This window comes from Bradyrhizobium sp. MI1.10, assembly GCF_055811035.1.
Genome location: NZ_JBVVPN010000003.1, coordinates 98,583 through 115,941 on the forward strand (window position 1 = coordinate 98,583; position 17,359 = coordinate 115,941).

The 17,359-nt window shown below is 64.5% G+C and carries 24 protein-coding genes; 11 read left to right on the forward strand and 13 right to left on the reverse strand.

Annotation, left to right across the window (positions count from 1 at the left end; genetic code table 11):
- Positions 1 to 210: 210 nt before the first annotated feature.
- Together AC0L3K_RS04650 and recA are read right to left on the reverse strand one after the other, a co-directional pair.
- The gene (locus AC0L3K_RS04650; protein WP_354128060.1) at positions 211 to 1,185 is read right to left on the reverse strand and encodes a hypothetical protein; all 975 of its coding nucleotides are present in this window, start codon (positions 1,183 to 1,185) and stop codon (positions 211 to 213) included.
- A gap of 105 nt (positions 1,186 to 1,290) precedes the next feature.
- A complete protein-coding gene (recA, locus tag AC0L3K_RS04655) occupies positions 1,291 to 2,379 on the reverse strand; it encodes a recombinase RecA (RefSeq protein WP_007602214.1) in 1,089 nt (362 codons plus the stop codon).
- Between the two features lie 291 nt (positions 2,380 to 2,670).
- On the opposite strand from recA, the gene AC0L3K_RS04660 reads away from it, so the two are divergent.
- Positions 2,671 to 2,838, forward strand: a complete 168-nt coding sequence (locus AC0L3K_RS04660) for a hypothetical protein (protein ID WP_354128059.1) — start codon at positions 2,671 to 2,673, stop codon at positions 2,836 to 2,838.
- 701 nt (positions 2,839 to 3,539) lie between these two features.
- On the opposite strand, the gene AC0L3K_RS04665 is transcribed toward AC0L3K_RS04660, so the two are convergent.
- Complete coding sequence (locus AC0L3K_RS04665; RefSeq protein ID WP_007602209.1) at positions 3,540 to 3,797, reverse strand: DUF2798 domain-containing protein; 258 nt, start codon at positions 3,795 to 3,797, stop codon at positions 3,540 to 3,542.
- A 260-nt stretch (positions 3,798 to 4,057) separates the two neighbouring features.
- Here AC0L3K_RS04665 and AC0L3K_RS04670 point away from each other — a divergent pair, with 260 nt between their 5' ends.
- Both AC0L3K_RS04670 and AC0L3K_RS04675 read left to right on the forward strand, forming a co-directional pair.
- On the forward strand, positions 4,058 to 4,246 hold the full coding sequence (locus AC0L3K_RS04670; RefSeq protein WP_007602208.1) for a hypothetical protein: 189 nt from the start codon (positions 4,058 to 4,060) through the stop codon (positions 4,244 to 4,246).
- A 162-nt stretch (positions 4,247 to 4,408) separates the two neighbouring features.
- Positions 4,409 to 4,642 (forward strand): DUF6894 family protein, encoded by a 234-nt coding sequence (locus AC0L3K_RS04675; RefSeq protein WP_018456379.1) that lies wholly within the window; start codon positions 4,409 to 4,411, stop codon positions 4,640 to 4,642.
- A 9-nt stretch (positions 4,643 to 4,651) separates the two neighbouring features.
- On the opposite strand, the gene AC0L3K_RS04680 is transcribed toward AC0L3K_RS04675, so the two are convergent.
- Positions 4,652 to 4,906 (reverse strand): hypothetical protein, encoded by a 255-nt coding sequence (locus tag AC0L3K_RS04680; protein ID WP_219685014.1) that lies wholly within the window; start codon positions 4,904 to 4,906, stop codon positions 4,652 to 4,654.
- A gap of 104 nt (positions 4,907 to 5,010) precedes the next feature.
- Positions 5,011 to 5,322 (reverse strand): hypothetical protein, encoded by a 312-nt coding sequence (locus AC0L3K_RS04685; RefSeq protein ID WP_007602205.1) that lies wholly within the window; start codon positions 5,320 to 5,322, stop codon positions 5,011 to 5,013.
- A 361-nt stretch (positions 5,323 to 5,683) separates the two neighbouring features.
- Here AC0L3K_RS04685 and AC0L3K_RS04690 point away from each other — a divergent pair, with 361 nt between their 5' ends.
- Complete coding sequence (locus tag AC0L3K_RS04690) at positions 5,684 to 6,148, forward strand: PaaI family thioesterase (protein ID WP_007602203.1); 465 nt, start codon at positions 5,684 to 5,686, stop codon at positions 6,146 to 6,148.
- A gap of 112 nt (positions 6,149 to 6,260) precedes the next feature.
- On the opposite strand, the gene AC0L3K_RS04695 is transcribed toward AC0L3K_RS04690, so the two are convergent.
- The 3 genes from AC0L3K_RS04695 to AC0L3K_RS04705 all read right to left on the reverse strand — a co-directional run bounded on the left by AC0L3K_RS04695 (position 6,261) and on the right by AC0L3K_RS04705 (position 9,061).
- Complete coding sequence (locus tag AC0L3K_RS04695) at positions 6,261 to 6,554, reverse strand: HdeA/HdeB family chaperone (RefSeq protein WP_007602202.1); 294 nt, start codon at positions 6,552 to 6,554, stop codon at positions 6,261 to 6,263.
- A gap of 224 nt (positions 6,555 to 6,778) precedes the next feature.
- A complete protein-coding gene (locus tag AC0L3K_RS04700) occupies positions 6,779 to 8,794 on the reverse strand; it encodes a pyrroloquinoline quinone-dependent dehydrogenase (protein WP_473365497.1) in 2,016 nt (671 codons plus the stop codon).
- A 33-nt stretch (positions 8,795 to 8,827) separates the two neighbouring features.
- Entirely contained in the window at positions 8,828 to 9,061 is a 234-nt protein-coding gene (locus AC0L3K_RS04705) for a hypothetical protein (protein WP_007602200.1), read from the reverse strand.
- A 229-nt stretch (positions 9,062 to 9,290) separates the two neighbouring features.
- Here AC0L3K_RS04705 and AC0L3K_RS04710 point away from each other — a divergent pair, with 229 nt between their 5' ends.
- Positions 9,291 to 9,695 carry a hypothetical protein gene (locus AC0L3K_RS04710; protein WP_007602199.1) on the forward strand — a complete coding sequence of 135 codons (405 nt, stop codon included), beginning with the start codon at positions 9,291 to 9,293 and terminating at the stop codon, positions 9,693 to 9,695.
- A gap of 110 nt (positions 9,696 to 9,805) precedes the next feature.
- Positions 9,806 to 10,138, forward strand: a complete 333-nt coding sequence (locus AC0L3K_RS04715) for a hypothetical protein (RefSeq protein WP_035994586.1) — start codon at positions 9,806 to 9,808, stop codon at positions 10,136 to 10,138.
- Between the two features lie 75 nt (positions 10,139 to 10,213).
- On the opposite strand, the gene AC0L3K_RS04720 is transcribed toward AC0L3K_RS04715, so the two are convergent.
- From AC0L3K_RS04720 to AC0L3K_RS04730, 3 genes are read right to left on the reverse strand one after another with little or no spacing between them, the layout of a single operon-like run.
- Positions 10,214 to 10,570 carry a carboxymuconolactone decarboxylase family protein gene (locus AC0L3K_RS04720; RefSeq protein WP_007602197.1) on the reverse strand — a complete coding sequence of 119 codons (357 nt, stop codon included), beginning with the start codon at positions 10,568 to 10,570 and terminating at the stop codon, positions 10,214 to 10,216.
- 21 nt (positions 10,571 to 10,591) lie between these two features.
- Positions 10,592 to 11,059: a DUF6691 family protein gene (locus AC0L3K_RS04725; RefSeq protein ID WP_473365498.1), complete on the reverse strand. Its 468-nt coding sequence runs from the start codon at positions 11,057 to 11,059 to the stop codon at positions 10,592 to 10,594.
- A 5-nt stretch (positions 11,060 to 11,064) separates the two neighbouring features.
- Positions 11,065 to 11,493, reverse strand: coding sequence for a YeeE/YedE family protein (locus AC0L3K_RS04730; RefSeq protein WP_007602194.1), 429 nt, complete (start codon positions 11,491 to 11,493; stop codon positions 11,065 to 11,067).
- Positions 11,494 to 11,581: 88 nt separating this feature from the next.
- Here AC0L3K_RS04730 and AC0L3K_RS04735 point away from each other — a divergent pair, with 88 nt between their 5' ends.
- From AC0L3K_RS04735 to AC0L3K_RS04745, 3 genes are all read left to right on the forward strand, one after another.
- Complete coding sequence (locus tag AC0L3K_RS04735) at positions 11,582 to 11,902, forward strand: ArsR/SmtB family transcription factor (RefSeq protein ID WP_007602193.1); 321 nt, start codon at positions 11,582 to 11,584, stop codon at positions 11,900 to 11,902.
- Between the two features lie 34 nt (positions 11,903 to 11,936).
- Positions 11,937 to 13,376: a cytochrome c oxidase accessory protein CcoG gene (ccoG, locus tag AC0L3K_RS04740; RefSeq protein ID WP_354128054.1), complete on the forward strand. Its 1,440-nt coding sequence runs from the start codon at positions 11,937 to 11,939 to the stop codon at positions 13,374 to 13,376.
- Positions 13,377 to 13,727: 351 nt separating this feature from the next.
- Entirely contained in the window at positions 13,728 to 14,891 is a 1,164-nt protein-coding gene (locus AC0L3K_RS04745; protein WP_354128053.1) for a GNAT family N-acetyltransferase, read from the forward strand.
- 8 nt (positions 14,892 to 14,899) lie between these two features.
- Here the strand turns inward: AC0L3K_RS04745 and AC0L3K_RS04750 are convergent, their stop codons facing one another.
- Entirely contained in the window at positions 14,900 to 15,565 is a 666-nt protein-coding gene (locus AC0L3K_RS04750) for a DsbA family oxidoreductase (protein WP_354128052.1), read from the reverse strand.
- Positions 15,566 to 15,632: 67 nt separating this feature from the next.
- Positions 15,633 to 16,454, reverse strand: coding sequence for a helix-turn-helix domain-containing protein (locus AC0L3K_RS04755; RefSeq protein ID WP_219685023.1), 822 nt, complete (start codon positions 16,452 to 16,454; stop codon positions 15,633 to 15,635).
- Positions 16,455 to 16,555: 101 nt separating this feature from the next.
- Between AC0L3K_RS04755 and AC0L3K_RS04760 the strand changes: the two genes are divergently transcribed.
- Positions 16,556 to 16,786, forward strand: a complete 231-nt coding sequence (locus tag AC0L3K_RS04760) for a hypothetical protein (RefSeq protein ID WP_198288280.1) — start codon at positions 16,556 to 16,558, stop codon at positions 16,784 to 16,786.
- Between the two features lie 37 nt (positions 16,787 to 16,823).
- Positions 16,824 to 17,222: a hypothetical protein gene (locus tag AC0L3K_RS04765; protein ID WP_354128051.1), complete on the forward strand. Its 399-nt coding sequence runs from the start codon at positions 16,824 to 16,826 to the stop codon at positions 17,220 to 17,222.
- Positions 17,223 to 17,359 lie beyond the last annotated feature (137 nt).

Sequence of the window (17,359 nt, forward strand, 5' to 3'; positions counted from 1 at the left end):
AGGATGGAAAGTGCGATGGGTTTCGCTTCGCTCTACCCATCCTACAGCCTACGGCAGACGATTTTATTTATCTAAGGCCCACGGTCCCCAGACCATTCGGCGCTCGATCGCAATCACGAGGTCGGCAAAGCCCGCCCGTTGAATGGCGCCGGCGATGGACGAGTCAGTCGTGATAACGAGCCGTGTCATGCTCGCAGCCTCAAGGTTTCGTCAAACATGGCCGTAACGCCACAGCCGATCATTGGTCAGATGCGTGCCGCCCCACCAGCGGTCGATCGGATTGTGGCGACTGAAATCCTCCTGGTGGGCCAGGACAGCCTCCCCGAACTCCGTCAGTGACAGTCGGCTGCGTACATATGCGGCGTGGCGATCCCTGTGATTCTCGCGATCGATTGTCCGCAGTTCGTCGTCCAATCCGGCCACTGCGGGCCTGGGGCCGAGCGCGAGCCCGTCGAGCAACCGACCCAACTCAGTCTCTCCAAACACGAACGTGCGCCGATGCGAGCGCAGGTGAAACAACGAACCCGTGTTCGCAAACCCTCTGGCAAGCATCTCCAAGAACCGCATCTCGGTCGCACCGAGTCCGGTCGAAGGCGACGGGAGTTCTGCCAAGAGATCGAGCAAGGCCGGGCGCAGCATCAGCAATGCACTGAGATCTTGGTGAAGGAGATCGACGCACGCCTCAGGGGTCATCGCGCGGTAGGCCGACCACGCCAACCGGGCAGTCTCGAATTCCTGGGCCCTAATAGGCACGACATGAATGTGCGGCTCGGATGCAGCGAGATCCTCACCGTGTGCTGTCGTCAGCTCGGATGAGACGAGTCGAAGTCTAAGCTTTGGCACCAGCGAGGAGCAGGAGCTGAGGTGGTCCAGCAGGCAGACGAGCTGCAATTGATCCCGGGGAGCTGGATCGAACCAAAGTTCAACCACGTCATATTGCTCGCAGAAGTCCGCAAGGGACAAGTCTTTGCGGTCCTTGATGCTCTTGGGCCACCGGATGGCCCAATCAGACCAATGATCACCGGGCCCGAGATTCGCCGAACGCGCCGCGAAATAGGCTACGAGCTTCTCGGGCGAGGGCAGAGGTCCCCACTCAAAGTGAAACGAGGATGAGATGACAAGCTCCGCCAACCCCGATCGTGCGAGCTCGCTTCCGGACGAACTGGTCAAGATCAGACGCTTCATCGCGCCCCCCGAGCACGACCAAACCCAAACGAAACAGGCGCCGAAGACGTCGGCAACTCAACGTCCTCAGCGCCCGCTCCTCGCGAAAAACTTTACTGTTGAAGCTTACTCGTCGCCCGGCTCCTCGCCGTCGGCGTCACGCTCGGGGCTGCCGGCGAGAATCTGTTCGGCGATCAGGCCGGAGTTCTGGCGGATCGAGGTCTCGATCTTGGCGGTGATGTCGGGGTTGGCCTTCAGAAACGCCTTCGAATTCTCGCGACCCTGGCCAAGACGCTGGCTGTCATAGGAGAACCATGCGCCGGATTTCTCGACGATGCCGGCCTTGACGCCGAGATCGAGGATCTCGCCCATCTTGGAAACGCCCTCGCCGTACATGATGTCGAACTCGACCTGCTTGAACGGCGGCGCCAGCTTGTTCTTGACGACCTTGACGCGGGTGGTGTTGCCGACCACTTCGTCGCGCTCCTTGATCGCGCCGATGCGGCGGATGTCGAGGCGAACCGAGGCATAGAATTTCAGGGCGTTGCCGCCGGTGGTGGTTTCCGGCGAGCCGTACATCACACCGATCTTCATGCGGATCTGGTTGATGAAGATCACCATGGTATTGGACTTGTTGATGGACGCCGTCAGCTTGCGCAGCGCCTGGCTCATCAGACGAGCCTGCAGACCCGGCAGAGCATCGCCCATCTCGCCCTCGAGCTCGGCCTTCGGCACCAGGGCCGCGACCGAATCGATCACCAGCACGTCGACCGCGCCGGAGCGCACCAGCGTGTCGCAGATTTCCAGCGCCTGCTCGCCGGTGTCCGGCTGCGAGATCAGGAGCTCGTCGATATTGACACCCAGCTTGCGCGCATAGACCGGGTCGAGCGCGTGCTCGGCGTCGATGAAGGCGCAGATGCCGCCCTTCTTCTGCCCTTCCGCCACCGTGTGCAGCGCCAGCGTGGTCTTGCCCGAGGATTCCGGCCCGTAGATCTCCACGACGCGCCCCTTCGGCAGGCCCCCGATCCCGAGCGCGATATCGAGCCCCAACGAGCCCGAAGAGACCGCCTCGACATCCATCGAGCGGTCGTTCTTGCCGAGCTTCATCACCGAGCCCTTGCCGAACTGCCGCTCGATCTGGGAGAGCGCGGCGGCCAGAGCTTTACTCTTGTCCATGGAAGATCCTTCGACGATACGCAGGGCAGTGGTGGACATTGGGTCGTGCTCCTTATGGCGAGGATTCGCTAGAGGGACAAACGGCTGGCGGGGCGGCGCGGCGATAAAATCAATGTACTCTATTTGTTCTAGGTTCGCAATATGTTCTTTTGCGGATTTTGGTGCTGGCCTGACGCGCATCAAAGACGGATGCCCTGCGCGCCGTCAGAATTCCGTAATCCTGCGGCACCGAACCTTTTCGCGGTCTGCGGCCTTCTCTGGGATGGGACTCTTGCATGGGAGTCTTGCATCGGACTCTTGGACGGGACCGCAACTCTGGGGACCTCAGTCATGACGAATAACACGCATCACGATACGAACCGGCGCAATCCGCTGCTGGAGGCGGCGCGGGAGGAGATGATCAAGTTCGAGCGCAAGGAGAATGAGTTCCGCAAGAAGGATCGCGAAGAGCGTGCCGCCGAGCTCCATTTGCCGCTGGACGCGATCAAGGTTCATTAGGCCGCGAGGACGAGCGCTTAGGAGCTGACCGAGACCCGCTTGCCGACTCGGCAGGCGTCGGTGTTTGCCAGCGGCAACGCGCTGGCGACGATCCCGGAGCAGCGCCCTTTGATCTCAGGGAATCGGCACGGGAATCGGGATTCGGACGGCCATGGAGGCGAGTCCGTGCCCATATGGTATCTAAATACTACCAGTAAGCCATTGATGGCACGACGGAATTTGTGGGCGGGCTACTGTGCATGGGGTTGTTTTCGCGTTTTTGAAAGGCGCGCATGGGCCTTTCCACCCCGGAGCCGTCTCCCGGCACCCAACCCCGCCTACAGCAGAACCAGCAATCCGATGCCGATCACCAGCACTACGAAGCCAGCCGCCGTCGCGGCGGCGAATGACCGCTCTACGTTGTCCATGATGCCACCCCGTTGCCGGTGCGCCACGTTTCCCCCATGGCAGCACCGTCGCTGCGAAATCTCGCCTGCGGTTGTGTCCTGAGTTGTGCGAACGGATGTCGAAATTGGGACCGGTGCGGGGCCAGTCTGCGGCCCCCGAGCTCCGGCTTTCGCTGTCATCGCCGGGCCTTGTCAGGCTGTCGTAAGCTGAGCCGGCTAGAGTCGCCTGGCTATGGTGTTGCAGCCCAGCACCTCAGCCTCCAATAACCTTCTCCCCGCTTGGCTCTTCCAAGCGGGGTTTTTTCATGCTGATTTTCATGCCGGCCGGCCGGTTTGCGAGCCGCCCTCCTCCTGCGTCAGGCGCAGCGAGAAGGCGCGGATCGCCGGCGCTGCGAGCAGCACGATCGGCAGCATCGCCGCCCATGCGATCAGCCACGACACCAGCCAGTGCGCCAGGAAGTCCAGCGCGTTCCCTGCGGGAAGGCTGGCGATGCCCGCGGCGATCAGCGAGGTCAGTCCGGACTGGATGATTCCGAACACGAAATGAGAATAGCGGCGGGGAATGCCCGGCATGACGCGCCCATGTTGCTGACCGTCATCGGGCCAAGCAAGGCACATGCCGCCGCGTTCGGGAAGGCGCCCTGACCCATCCCAGGAACTCTGTTCTTGGCCGGAGAACCACGGAGAGGCCTCGCGCCGCCGCTGGGCGGCAGCGCGTGCGTTTGCGGGATAGCCATGCGCTATCCGGGGCTTACCGACAGATTTGGCTTTCCCTGGAATATTATGCCGCCCGGCATGTTCTCAGGGTTGGGAGTGAATCGTGGGAGAAGGCCATGAATCACAGGGGCATCGAGTTCACCGTCGCCAAGACGGCACTTCCCGGCATCTGGCAGTGGCAGTTCCGGATCGGCGAGCAGATCAAGACCGGCAGGACCGAGACCAAGATCGATCTGTTGGCGATCCGGCGGGTGCAGCTGCGCATCGATCGGGAGCTGAAGGCGATCGGGCGCAACGCGACCTGAGCGGCCGGACCGAGATCGTCGGCAGCATGGCTTGCAGGGGCGCAGCCGCGTCCATGGGGCTATTCCGTAGCCGCCCGGAATTGATCTGCCGATGGTTTGGGATTGGACTGCCCGCGAATTTGGCCGTGGGGACGGAGCCATCAGGCGCGATCGGTACGAACCATGCCGCTCTACTTCTTTCGCATCCGGAACGGCCGCTATTCCGGCTGCGCCGACCAGGCGTCGGAATTTGCCGATCGCGATTTGGCCTGGAAGGAGATGACCAGCGTCTGCGCCGACATGGCCGCCGGCATCGCCCGCAAGCTCCAGGAAAATTCCGAATGGAACATGGAGCTGCTGGACGAGGCCAAGGAGCCCGTGTTCCGGATCCGCATCACATCCGAGACCTTCGAATAGGGGCCGGCCCTAATCCGCGCTGGGCAGCCGTCGCATGGTGAATTCGATGTCGCCGCCGGGCAGCTCGCGCCAAGTCTCGACCGCGCTCATATAGCCGGCCTTGGGATAGCGGGCGAAGAAGGCCTGCGCCCTCTCCCGCGCCGCCGCGCGCGGCAGCGTGAAGGTCTCGCGCAGATAGCCGTCGCCGGCCGTCGCGCCGGGCTTGCCGCCCATCGTGCGCCGGCGCGCCATCCGCTCGGCGAGATCCCGCGGACGATCGGCCATGTTCCGCCTCCTTTAGGCAATACGCTCTCGCGCAATGTAGGAAGCAGGCCGACCGAAGAGGAGTCCCGGCCGGAGGCATCAACCGCCTCCGATCGGGCAGATGGTCAATTGGCAGACGTGCCGGACTTCTTCTTCGGCGCACCGGTCGCGGCCGACGCCTTTGGCGCCGCCGCCTGCTTCGGCGGATCGGAGCGCATGCCGCCCCAGGGATCGTTGGAAGCCTTGGAATCCGGAATCTTCTTCAGCGTTTCCTTGTAGGCCTTGTCGCGCTCGGCTTCCGCGGCCTTCTCCTCGGGGGTCTTGCCAGGCCCCTCCTGCAGCAAATTGAGATTGGGCATTTGCGCATAGACCGGTCCCGCCAGCACGGTCGGTCCCGCCAGAACAGCCAGCACCGCGGCCATACGGAAAAGCTTCATCATTGGCTCCTTGATCATCCATGCGGCGCGGGTCGCCCGCGCCTTGTCGCCCCTGTCACAACCGCAGGGGCCGCTCGGCCCGCTAGAGCCGGTCCGATTTGCACGATTTCGGCGCGTGGAGCCAGTCGTCCCAGATCGGGCCGCACTTGGTGCACCCGTTCAGCAACAGGCCGAGCCCGGCCAGACAAAACACGAGGACATACCGACGCAACATCACCCACCCCATACCCACTCCGTGGCATCATACCGGGCGAAGTCAGGCATTTTCAAGCCGACCGGGACCCGCGGCAGGCCGGGTGACTTTGCCGCGCCGGTCTGCTCGGATTGCCGAACATCCGACAATACGGAGGGAACGACAGCAATGCCATCGCAGCCAGAAGCCGAGTTCGGCATCACTGAGGCCCGACGCATCCTCGGCGAGGTCTTTGCGCCCTGGGTCCAGGATCTCAACCTGTCGGTCGAGCGCATCGAGCACCTGCCGCCGCCGGACGTGCCGGACTGGCAGCCGGCAGCGCTCCTGCGCATGCCGTTCTCGGAGCGCCTGTGCCGCAACGGCGGCGTGGTCTGCGGCCAAGCGCTGATGGCGCTCGCCGACACCGCGATGGTGATCGCGAACCTCGCCGCCAACCGCGGCTATCGACCGATGACGACGGTCGACCAGACCACGCATTTCATGCGCGCGGTCTCCTCGTCGGACGTGCTGGCCGACGCCCGCGTGGTGCGGCTCGGACGCAGCATGAGCTTTGGCCGGGTCACGCTGCTCTCGGCCACCGACAACAAGCCGGTGGCGATGGTGTCGAGCGCGTTCGCGATGCTGCCGGGGTGAGTATCAGCCGAAAAGAGGAAAGCCGCGTGAGCGCAAAGCGCACCGCGGCTCTCGATGGCGTCATGTCGAGACAGGAAGCGCGATCGCGCTTCGCGCCGTCACGCGGGAGACGTTACTTGCCGAGCACTTCGTCAGCCGCCGTGACGATGCTGACGTTCGGATTTTTTCCGCAATAGCTGCCGAACTGCTTGGCGTTCTCGACGAACACGTCGGTGTCGATGATCGCGTTCTCTTCGTCGCCCTTGTACCAGCCGTCCATCCAGGTCAGCACCATCTTGATGGTGTCGTCGCCGCTCTCCAAGAACTGCTTGCAGCTCATGGTCGCGAGATCGAGCTTGGTGGCGTGGGCGGGCATGGACGACAGCGAGAGCGCTGCGGCGAACAGAAGCGAAAACGTGGTCTTCATCAATATCTCCATCGGCGCGTAGCGCCACAAAGGAACGGCTTGGGGGAAAATCGGCGGAGTGACTTCCGGTTCGACGTCGTAAACGAAATCTGAAGCGCTGTGCAAGTAGCGCCAGGATTGAATTTAGTTCAACGTAATTGGCGCAGCGAGAGGCGCATCGGCCTCGCTTTCGTGCAGTAGTGCATATGATGTGAATGATCGTTCGCATCGCGCGCGATGCTGCGTCATGTTCGCGCGATACGACCTCGGCGCCGCCAGCGCAGGCCTGCAACCACGAGCGCGATAATCGCGAGCGCGATCGCCGATGATGCCGCAAAAAATCGCCCACCGGGACGATCGATGGTACGCGACCATAACGACGGCCCCTCGCCGGGCAGTGCCAGGCGAAACGCAACGATGCTGTCGCCGATCGAGGTGCCTGCCTCGGAGTGGCCGCCGGCGCCGATCGCGACATACTGCTCTCCCTTCCAGAAATAGGTCATCGGATTGGCGACGCCTGGCACGGGCAGCCGACCCTGCCACAGCTCACTGCCGCTGCGCGCGTCGAAGGCGCGCAAATAGGCGTCCATCGCTCCGGTGAAGACGAGCCCGCCTGCCGTGACAGCGAGCCCGTTGACGAGCGGCGCACCCCACGGCAGCGGCACGCCGAGCGGGGCGAGATCCTCGGTGGTGCCGACCGTCGAACGCCAGAGGATCTTGCCCGCCTTCAGATCGACCGCGACCATCTCGCCCCAGGGCGGCTTGTTGCAAAGAAACCCGAGCGGCGACATTGCCACCGCACGCGACATCGCAAACGGCGCACCATTCTGCTGGCCGAAATCATGACCGGGCGGAGGATCGAATCCGGCCGCCTCCGCCCGCGGAATCAGCTTGATGAGATGAACGGCCCGGCTGGTGTTGGCATAGAGGACCTGGTTGACGGGATCGAAGGCTGCGCTGCCCCAGTTGACGCCGCCGCCGGTGAAGGGAAACTCCAGCGTGCCTTGCGTTGAGGGTGGCGTGTACAGGCCCTCGTTGCGTGCCTCCGCAAACTGCGTCTCGCAAGCTGAGCGGCGCAGGCCAGGAACGAGCGAGAGCGCATCCTCAGTCGAGATTTTTTGCGACATCAGCGGTGGCACATGCGTCGGGAATGGCTGCGTGGGCGACAGCCGTTCACCTTCCGCGGCCCCCTGCGGAACGCTGCGCTCCTCGACCGGCCACACCGGCTTGCCGGTATCGCGATCGAGCACAAAGACAAAGCCCTGCTTGGTCGGCTGGATCACGACATCGCGCTGACCTTCGCCGGTGTCGATGCGCGTGAGCGTCGGTTGCGCCGGAAGATCGTAATCCCAGACGTCGTGATGCACGGTCTGGAATGCCCATACGAGTTCGCCGGTCTCAATGCGCAGCGCGACCACCGAATTGGCATGCTCGTTGTTGCCCGGCCGCTTGCCGCCCCAAAAATCCGGCGACGGCGAGGACGTCGGCAGGAATACCAGTCCGCGCGCCGCGTCGACCGACATCGGCGCCCAGACATTGGCGTGACCGGCTTCGATGCCGTCGCGCTTGAGCGGCTCGAACGTCCAGCGCGGCTGACCGCTACGCGCATCGAACGCGCGCACCACACCGCTCGGCGCGTCGACGCGGCGGTTGTCGCCGATCGCGGAGCCGACCACGACGACGCCGCGGCCGACCGCCGGCGGCGAGGTGATCTGGAATTCGCCGGGCCATTCCAGCTTCATGCCGATATCGGGCCTGACCTCACCGCCCTCCCCGAATCCGCCACAGGGGATACCCGTCTTCGCATCGAGCGCGATCAGGCGAACATCGTTCGTGCCCATGAAGATACGCGATCGACATGCGGCATCCGCAGGCGCCTCATCGTCGATCCAGTAGGTGACGCCGCGGCAGACGTAGCGGTTGGCGGGACGCTGGTTGATTGCGATCTTCGGATCGTAGCGCCATTTCTGCGCGCCCGTGCCGGGATCGAGCGCAATCACCTCGTTGAAAGGCGAGCAGAAGACCAGGCTGTCCTCGACGAACAGCGGCGTCGCCTGGAATTTGGTTCGCCGCATCACTCCGGGCGGCCGCGCCGCGAGATCGCCCGTCTGGAATTCGAAGGCCCGAACCAGGTTGCCGACATTGTCGGGCGTGATCTCTCGCAATGGCGAGAAGCGCGAGCCACCGGGATCGCCACCCCAGCTCTCCCAGGCGAGGCCTGGCCGCGCCGAAAACAAGAGGAGCGTGATGAGAGCTGCCAAATACCGGGGGCGGGTCGCCAGCGCCCGCCTCACCTATTTCGGCTTCTTGGCGGGTTCAGGCGGACGCGCCCCGCTCCAAGGGTCGTACTTCTCCTTGGATTCGGGAATGCGCTCGAGCGCGGCCTTGTAGGCCTTCTCGTCGACCTTGGGCTTGTTGTCCGCCTTCTGGCCGCCCTCGTTAGGCTGACGCCTGCCGCCGCCCATCTGCGCCTGCGCGGAGGCAACCGCCAGCGCCAGCACGGCGGCCGCTATGACCAAAATCCTCATGGGCGCAATCCCCCTCGTCTGGGGTACAAACTAGCCGGCAATTATGGAATAGCCAATGCCGCGGGGTCCAGGGCTTCAGGAAATTCTGGCTCCAGGAAATCTTGCTCCAGGAATCTTGCTCCAGGAAATCTTGGCTTCAAGAAATCCTGGCTTCAGCAAATCTTGATTGGCCGGGTCTTCGTCGGATCGCATTCGTGCCTATATTTTGGCCCGCAGGGGACCTTCACGGATGTTACGGATTATTGCTCACGCCGCGCTGCTGGCCAGCGCGCTCGCGCTCGGGGCCTGCGGCTTTGCCGACAGCCGCGCACCGGTGCCCGAGTTCATGCGCATGAAGGAGGCCGAGCAGCCGCCGCCCGAAGCGGCCCCCGACGTCAAACGCGTCGTGCGCGAGCAGATCGAATTCGTCTTCCTCAGCACGGCCTATCCGCGTGAGGTGCATGTCGCCTCACCCCATCGTGAGGTGCGGGGACCGGGCTGGACAGCTTGCGTCCGCGCCCAGCTCACCTCGGCGACCGGATCGCCGCTCGGGCCACAGACCTACATCGTGACCATATCGGGCGGAAAGGTGGTCGATCGCCGCCGCGCCGAAGCGGACGACATCTGCGGGTCGGAAAGCTACGAGCCGATCTAGGAAGCAGATCAAGCCGACATCCGATCCGGTTCCGGGAAAAACCTGTAATTTTGCCGGAACGATCATGGCCTCCCCTTCTTGTTACCGCCGAGGGCAGTTTCGAGGAGGACATGATGAGGACATTCACGATTGCATTGCTGGCTGGTGTCGGAGCCTTGGCAGCGGTGAGCGGCGCGAAGGCCGCCGACGTCTATACGACCAGCGAATACACCAGCCCCGATCTCGTCCAGCAAGTGCGGCTGGTCTGCGACGATTCCGGCAATTGCTATCGCACCCGCGGCGGCTCGCGCGTGATCGTGCGCGACTCCTATGCGACCATGCCGCGCGACCGCTACTATGAGCGCCGCACCTATCGCGACTGGGACGATGGTCCGCGCGGCGGCGTCGGTATCCGCGCGCCCGGCGTCAGTGTTGGCGTCGGTGTCGGCGGGGACCGCTGGTAATCAATGATGACATGACAGGCGGGACCGAACGAGACAACTCGTCCGGTCCCGCCCATGCGATTCGTGTCGCAGACGTCAGGCAGCAACTGTCTGCTGCTGGAACTGCTCGTAGGCCGCGATCGCATCCGCGGCATACATCAGCGACGGCCCGCCGCCCATGTAGACGGCCATGCCGAGCGTCTCCTCGACCTCCTCGCGCGTTGCACCGAGCTTGACCAGGGCTTCGGTATGGAAGCCGATGCAGCCATCGCAATGCGCGGCAACGCCGAGCGCGAGCGCAATCATTTCCTTGGTCTTCTTGTCCAGCGCGCCGTCGCGCGTGGCGGCCTGTGCAAGCGCGGAAAATCCCTTCATGGTGTCGGGAATGTCGCTGCGCAGCTTGCGCATGTTGGCGGAGATTTGGCGGGTGATCTCGGGGTAATTCTTGTCCATGACTTACTCTCTGCGTTTACTCTAGGTGTCGAACGGATCGGCCGGCGTGACGAAGCGCGTCAATGACGGCAGGTGAGCGACGAAGCGGGCGAGCGCCATGCCGGCACTCATCGCAACGACGAAGATGACGGCAGACACGGAGCCAAATCCGAGAGCGGTCAGCGCCGGCCCCGGACAGAAGCCCGCCAGTCCCCAACCCACACCGAAGATCGCGGGGCCTGCGATGATCCTGGGATCGATGTCGTTGCGCCTCGGAAGATAAAATCGTTCGGCGAAGTAGGGCCGCGCGAGCTTCAGGACACGTTTGAAGCCGGTGAAAGTCACGGCCACCGCGCCGGCCATCACGAAGGCAAGGCTCGCATCCCACGTCCCCGCCGGGATGCCGCCGACGTCGAGGAAGTTCAGGACCTTCGCCGGATTCGCCATGCCCGAGACGATCAGGCCCAGGCCGAAAATCACGCCGATCGAGAATTGAACCGGTATAGCCATCGCCATCAGTTCCAGTGCCGCATCACGAGGACCGTCGCCATGCCGGTCGCCATAAAGGTCATGGTCGCGACCAGCGAGCGCGCCGAGAGCCGCGACAGGCCGCAGACGCCGTGGCCGGAGGTGCAGCCACTGCCCCAGACCGAACCGAAGCCCGTAAGCAAGCCGCCGACAATCAAAACGACCGGATTCGCCTCGATTGTCTGCGCCGGCAGGCTTCCGGTGACGAGCAGCACGAGCACGGGCGCGGCGACGAGGCCTGCGATGAAGGCAAGCCGGCCAGGAAATTGGCGGTCCTCGTAAGGGGGAAACAGCCGCGCCGCGATGCCGCTGACGCCGGCGATCCGCCCCGTCGCCCACATCAGCAGAACGGCAGACAAGCCGATCAGCGCACCGCCAACAAGGGAGGCGATTGGCGTAAATGATGTCGAGACCATGCGACCTCCGGATCGAGCACGCCCGGCGCGGGCGGATACCTTTACTTTAGTTCTTTCGTATTTTCGAATATACTAATATATGTCGGCCATGAAACGCAAGCTCCGCAATCAAGAGTTGGTCGCGCTTGAGGAGAAGGCCGAGGAGGCTTCCCGCCTCCTCACGGCCATGGGCAATCCGAAGCGACTGCTGGTCCTCTGCAACATGCTGGACGGCGAGAAGTCGGTCGGCGAACTCGCCGACATCGCGGGCCTGTCGTCGGCCGCACTATCTCAGCATCTCGGCAAGATGCGCGCATTGAGCCTGGTCAAACCCAGAAGGGATGGTCAGACGATATACTACAGTATCGCGAGCCAGGAAGTCCGCGCGTTGCTGGAGACGCTGTACCGCCTCTTCTGCACTCCCGGATAGGCCTCTCGCTTGCGCTAGACGCGAGGAGCGCAGGATGACCGACGACACCATCATCGAGGGACCGCTCTACGAGAAGCGGAAGAAGGTCTACCCGCAATCGGTCCACGGGCCGTTCCGTCGCATCAAATGGGCGATCCTCTGCGTCACGCTCGGGACCTATTATCTGCTGCCCTTCATTCGCTGGAACCGCGGACCCGGCCTGCCGAACCAGGCTGTCCTGGTCGACTTGCCGCATCGCCGGTTCTATTTCTTCTTCATCGAACTGTGGCCGCAGGAGGTCTATTACTTCACGGGCCTGCTCATCATTGCCGCCATGGTGCTGTTCCTGATGAACGCGGTGGCCGGTCGTATCTGGTGCGGCTACATGTGCCCACAGACGTTATGGACCGATTTGTTCTATGCAGTGGAACGCTGGGTCGAGGGCGACCGGCGCGAGCGCATGCTGGGCGACAAGCGCTACTGGACCTTTGGTCACATCCGGAAGGTCGCAACCAAGCACTTTCTCTGGATCATGATCGCCTGGTGGACCGGCGGCGCCTGGGTGCTCTATTTCGCCGACGCGCCGACGCTGGTGAAGGAGCTCGCCACCGTCCAGGCGCCGTTCATCGCCTATCTCTGGATTGGCATCCTGACCGCAACGACCTACGCCTTTGCAGGTCACGCCCGCGAGCAGATGTGCATCTACATGTGTCCCTGGCCGCGCATCCAGGCGGCGCTGACCGACGAATGGGCGCTCAACGTCACGTATCGCCGCGACCGTGGCGAGCCACGCATGTCGGTGAAGAAGGCGCAGGTCGCCCGCACCCATGGCGACATCGCGGGCGACTGCATCGACTGCCACCAGTGCATCAATGTCTGCCCGACCGGCGTCGACATCCGGCACGGCATCCAGCTCGGCTGCATCCAATGCGGCCTGTGCATCGACGCCTGCGACAACGTGATGCGGGAGATCGGCCGGCCCGCCGGCCTGATCGGCTACGATACCGACATCAACATGCAGCGCCGGAGCGAGGGCAAGGCGCCGATTTACCGCATCATCCGCGCGCGCACCCTGATCTATACCGCGGCCATTGCCATCGCTGGCGGCATCATGCTCTACGCGCTCGCCACGCGTGCGACGATGGACGTCAACGTGCTACACGAGCGCAATCCACTCTTCGTTCAGCTCGCCGGTGGCGGCGTCCGCAACGACTACACCCTGCGCATCCTCAACAAGGGCGAGCAGCGGTCGTTTGCGCTCGAGGTCTCCGGCCTGCCGGGCGCGACAATTCGCGTCGCCGGCATCGAGGTTGCAGCTGACGGCAAGCCCGTCGTCGAGGTCGGGCAGGATCAGACCCGCGAGGTCCGGCTGTCGGTGCAGGTCGGCCCGACGCAGCTGCCGCAGACCTCGCGCGACATCGACATCGGGATCACCGACACTGCCGGCGGCGGACGAGCAAGCGCGCGCGACCATTTCGTGCCGGGTGACCGATAGCCAGCTGTCTCCCGCTGCATGCCAGGCCTATCGCAGCTGAAAGATGCGGCGGAAAGCTTGCTTGCGGCCATCCTTCGAGACGCCCGCCTGGGGCGGGCCCTCAGGATGAGGTCGCGGTTTGCGGCGAGATTTCAGACCCTCATGGTGAGGAGCCCGCCCAAGCGGGCGTCTCGAACCATGCAGGCCGAGGTCGTCCGGCAGCCTTCTGCCACCCTATGCAATCGCCATGCGGCGGCTCGTGGCCGCATGCTCAACGGGACGTTAATATTACCACTCGAATTGAAGCGGCGTCCCAACGGTATTTTCCAATCTTTGCGCTAAGCATGGCCTCCTGAACGGGGACGACGGGACGTGGTCGATATCGCGCACCAGGCTGCGATCAATCCGGCATCGGCAAAGCATGCCGCGGCGGCGCGCGCGCGTGTCCCGCTTACGGCGATCGAACCCAGCCAGTGGCGCGCACTCGCTCAGCGCGCGATCGAGCCGAACGGATATTACCTGCCGGGCTGGGAGCTCGCTGTCAGCGCAACCGCGCGCGGCCGCACCGATGCCTCGGCGCTTTCCGCATGCGATGGATCGCGGCTGATCGGGCTGATGCCGGTGATCTCGCTCTGGCGGGCATGGAAGATCCCCCTGCCCGCGCTGGTGAGCGCGCATCCCTATGGTACGCTGTGCAGCCCGCTGATCGACCGCGATGCCCGGATCGAGGCAGCGGCGCGCCTGTTGCAGCAGGCCCGCGCGGCCGGAGCGCATGCGCTCGTGCTGAACGATGTCGCGCTCGATGGGGCGGCAATGACCGCCCTCAACCAGGTTCTGAATCGCGACGGCCTGAAGCCGCGCCTCCTCAACTCCTACATCCGCGCCAGCCTCGACGCGACCCAGGACGGTGAGACGCTGCTTCGCGACGCGCTCGGCACCAAAAAGCTCAAGGAGCTACGCCGCCAACGCCATCGTCTCGAAGAACACGGCGCGGCCGTGTTCGACGTCGCGCGCAGCCCCGACGAGATCAGGCCGGCGCTCGAGACATTTTTGCAGCTCGAAGCTAGTGGCTGGAAGGGCAAGCGCGGAACCGCGCTGGTCCAGCATGCCGGCGATGCAACCTTCATCCGCCGCGCCGTTCCCGCGCTGGCAGAAACCGCGCAATGCGAGATCGTCACCCTTCGCGCCGGCGCGATGCCGGTGGCCGCCGGCATCGTACTGCGCCATCAGGACCGCGCCTTCTTCTTCAAGCTCGGCATCGACGAGCGCTTCGCAAGATATTCGCCGGGCGTGCAGCTTACGCTCGAGCTCACCCGCCGCCTCTGCGCCGATCCGGCCATTGCCAGCGCGGATTCCACCGCGAGCGCCGATCACCCCATGATCAACCCGATCTGGCGCGGGCGTTTCGCCGTCGGCGACGTGCTGATACCGTTGCTGCGGAACGACCCCATCGTCGCGCTCGTTCACGGAGCGCTCGCGGCGCACGGCATCGCCTACGCGGCGGCGCGCCGCGCAGTTCGCCTGCTTCGTAAATAGGATAGCTCCTACTCAGCCGCCTGGGCGTTGATCTCCGCCGAGACCTCGCGGATGGCGCGCGCGAGCATGTTGGGATCCTGCGCACCGGAGACGGCGTATTTTTGCGCGAACACGTAGGTCGGCACGCCGGAGATGCCCTTCTCGGCGGCTTCCTGCGCGTCCGCCGATACGCGCGCGACGTCCTCGTCGGTGGCGAGGCGCTTGCGCACGTCGTCGGGATCGAGGCCGACATCGGCAGCCGCCTGCACAAGCACGTTCACATCGGTGAGGTCGCCGCCGTCGCGGAAGTAGAGCTCCATCAGGCGCTGCTTCATCTCGGGCGCCTTGCCGATCGCCTCGGCCCAGAGGATCAGGCGGTGGCAGTCGGTGGTGTTGGGCTGACGCGCGACCAGCTCTGGCCGATAGACGAGCCCCTCTTCGCCCGCGGCCGCAACGACGCGTCCCGCAATGCCCTTATAGGCCTCGACCGAGCCGAACTTCTTGGTGAGATACTCCTCCCGGCTGATGCCCTCGGACGGCACCCAGGGATTGAGGAAGAAGGGACGGAAATTGAGCTTGACCGGAACGTCGGGCACCAGCGCCAGCGCGCTCTCGATCCGGTGCTTGCCGATATAGCACCAGGGGCATACCACGTCGGAGACGACGTCAATCTGGAGCGGCTTTAGGGTGCTCATGAGCGCCTCCTTCGGGCGTTGCGGGTTGTGCCCAAAGATAAGCCGAACCCATTCCGAGGCAAGGCCGCTAGCTCATGGCTGCTGCCATTTGTCGGAGCCGCTCGGCAGTGCGCTCGTCGGCCGGGAAGAAGGTTTCCAGAGCCAGCTCCGATAGCGTGATGTCGACCGGCGTACCGAACACCATGGTGGTGGAGAAGAAACTTAGTATCTCCCCGTCGTGGCGCAGCTTGAAGGGGATCGCGACATTGTCGCTCGACAGCGGCGCCGCACGCGCCGGGATCGGATAGCTCTTCAGGTCGTTGTACAGCTTGATCAGCTCGGGATCGGCGGTCGCCTCGCATTGCCGGTGCAACCGCTCCAGGAGATGCCCGCACCATTCCGCGAGATTGACCGTGCGCGGTGCCAGAGCCTCGGGATGGAAGGCAAGCCTCAGCACGTTGAAGGGCTGACCGAGCAGTCGCTGCGGAATGCCGGCGAGCAGCGGCGCCAGCATGCGGTTGGCGGAGACCAGATTCCAGTGGCGGTCATAAGCCAGCGCCGGATTGGGCTCATGCGCCCTAAGGACGAGGTCGATCGCCTGGCGGGCTGATTTCAAGGCGGGATCCTCCAGCGGGCGCTGCGGAAAGGCCGGGGCATAGCCGGCGGCGACCAGCAGCACGTTGCGTTCGCGCAAGGGCACGTCGAGGCGCTCGGCGAGTCTGAGCACCATGTCGCGAGAGGGTGCGGCACGGCCAGTCTCGACGAAGCTCAAATGCCGCGCCGAGATTTCGGCCTCGCCGGCGAGATCGAGCTGGCTCATGCGGCGGCGCTGCCGCCATTCGCGCAGATGGTCGCCGATATGGACCGGCTGGCTGCGTTCGGCCTGTGCCGTGGATGCATGTGCGGTCATGGTCGAAAACCTAGCACGCAGATTTCGGCCCTTCCATTACGTCGGAGGTAATCGAATTGGGCCTCGGGCCGGCGCATCTTGGGTCGCAACAGGAGACGACCATGATCGCACTGCTGCTCTACCGGACCGTCGCAGACCACCTTGTTCCCTGGGCCATGGCACTCGCAACCCGGATGCTGGCGCGCGGCCTCAACATGCCGGAGCCGCTGGTGCATTCGACCGGCGACTATGTCGTCGCGCAGGTCACAGCCTTCGAGCACGGCGTCGGCAGGAGCCTTTGCCCGTTCCGCCTCGCCCGCCTGCTCCGCGCCTGGTGGCGCGGATTGCACTGACTTTCACCTCGAGCCCAACCCAACCATGGAGACCACGATGATTGACGCATCCACCTTGCTTCGCCGCGCGCTTCTTGCCGACGCGATCTTCAGCGGCGTCGCCGCTCTCGGTTTCACTTTCGGCGCCAGCACGTTCGCGTCGCTGTTCAACCTGCCCGAAGCGCTGCTGCGCGAGACCGGCCTGTTCCTGATCGCCTACACCGCGCTCGTCGGTTGGCTCGCCTCGCGCGGCTCCGTGGCAAAGCCGCTGGTGCTGCTAGTCGTGGTCGGCAACGCGGCCTGGACGGTCGGCAGCATCGCGCTGCTGCTCTCGGGCGCGGTGTCGCCGAATCTTGCCGGCGAGCTCATGGTCGTGGCGCAGGCGATCGCGACCGGCGTGTTTGCCGAACTGCAATATGTGGGATTGCGCAGGAGCGGGAGTATGCTGGCTGCGTGAGGCCGCATCACTCGCTGTCGTGGGGGGGGGGGGGGGGGGCCCCCCCCCGGCCGCCGCGGGGGGGGGGGGCCCCCCCCCCCACCCCCCCCCGCGCACGCGCCCCCCCCCCCCCCCCACCGCCCCGCCCCACCCCCACC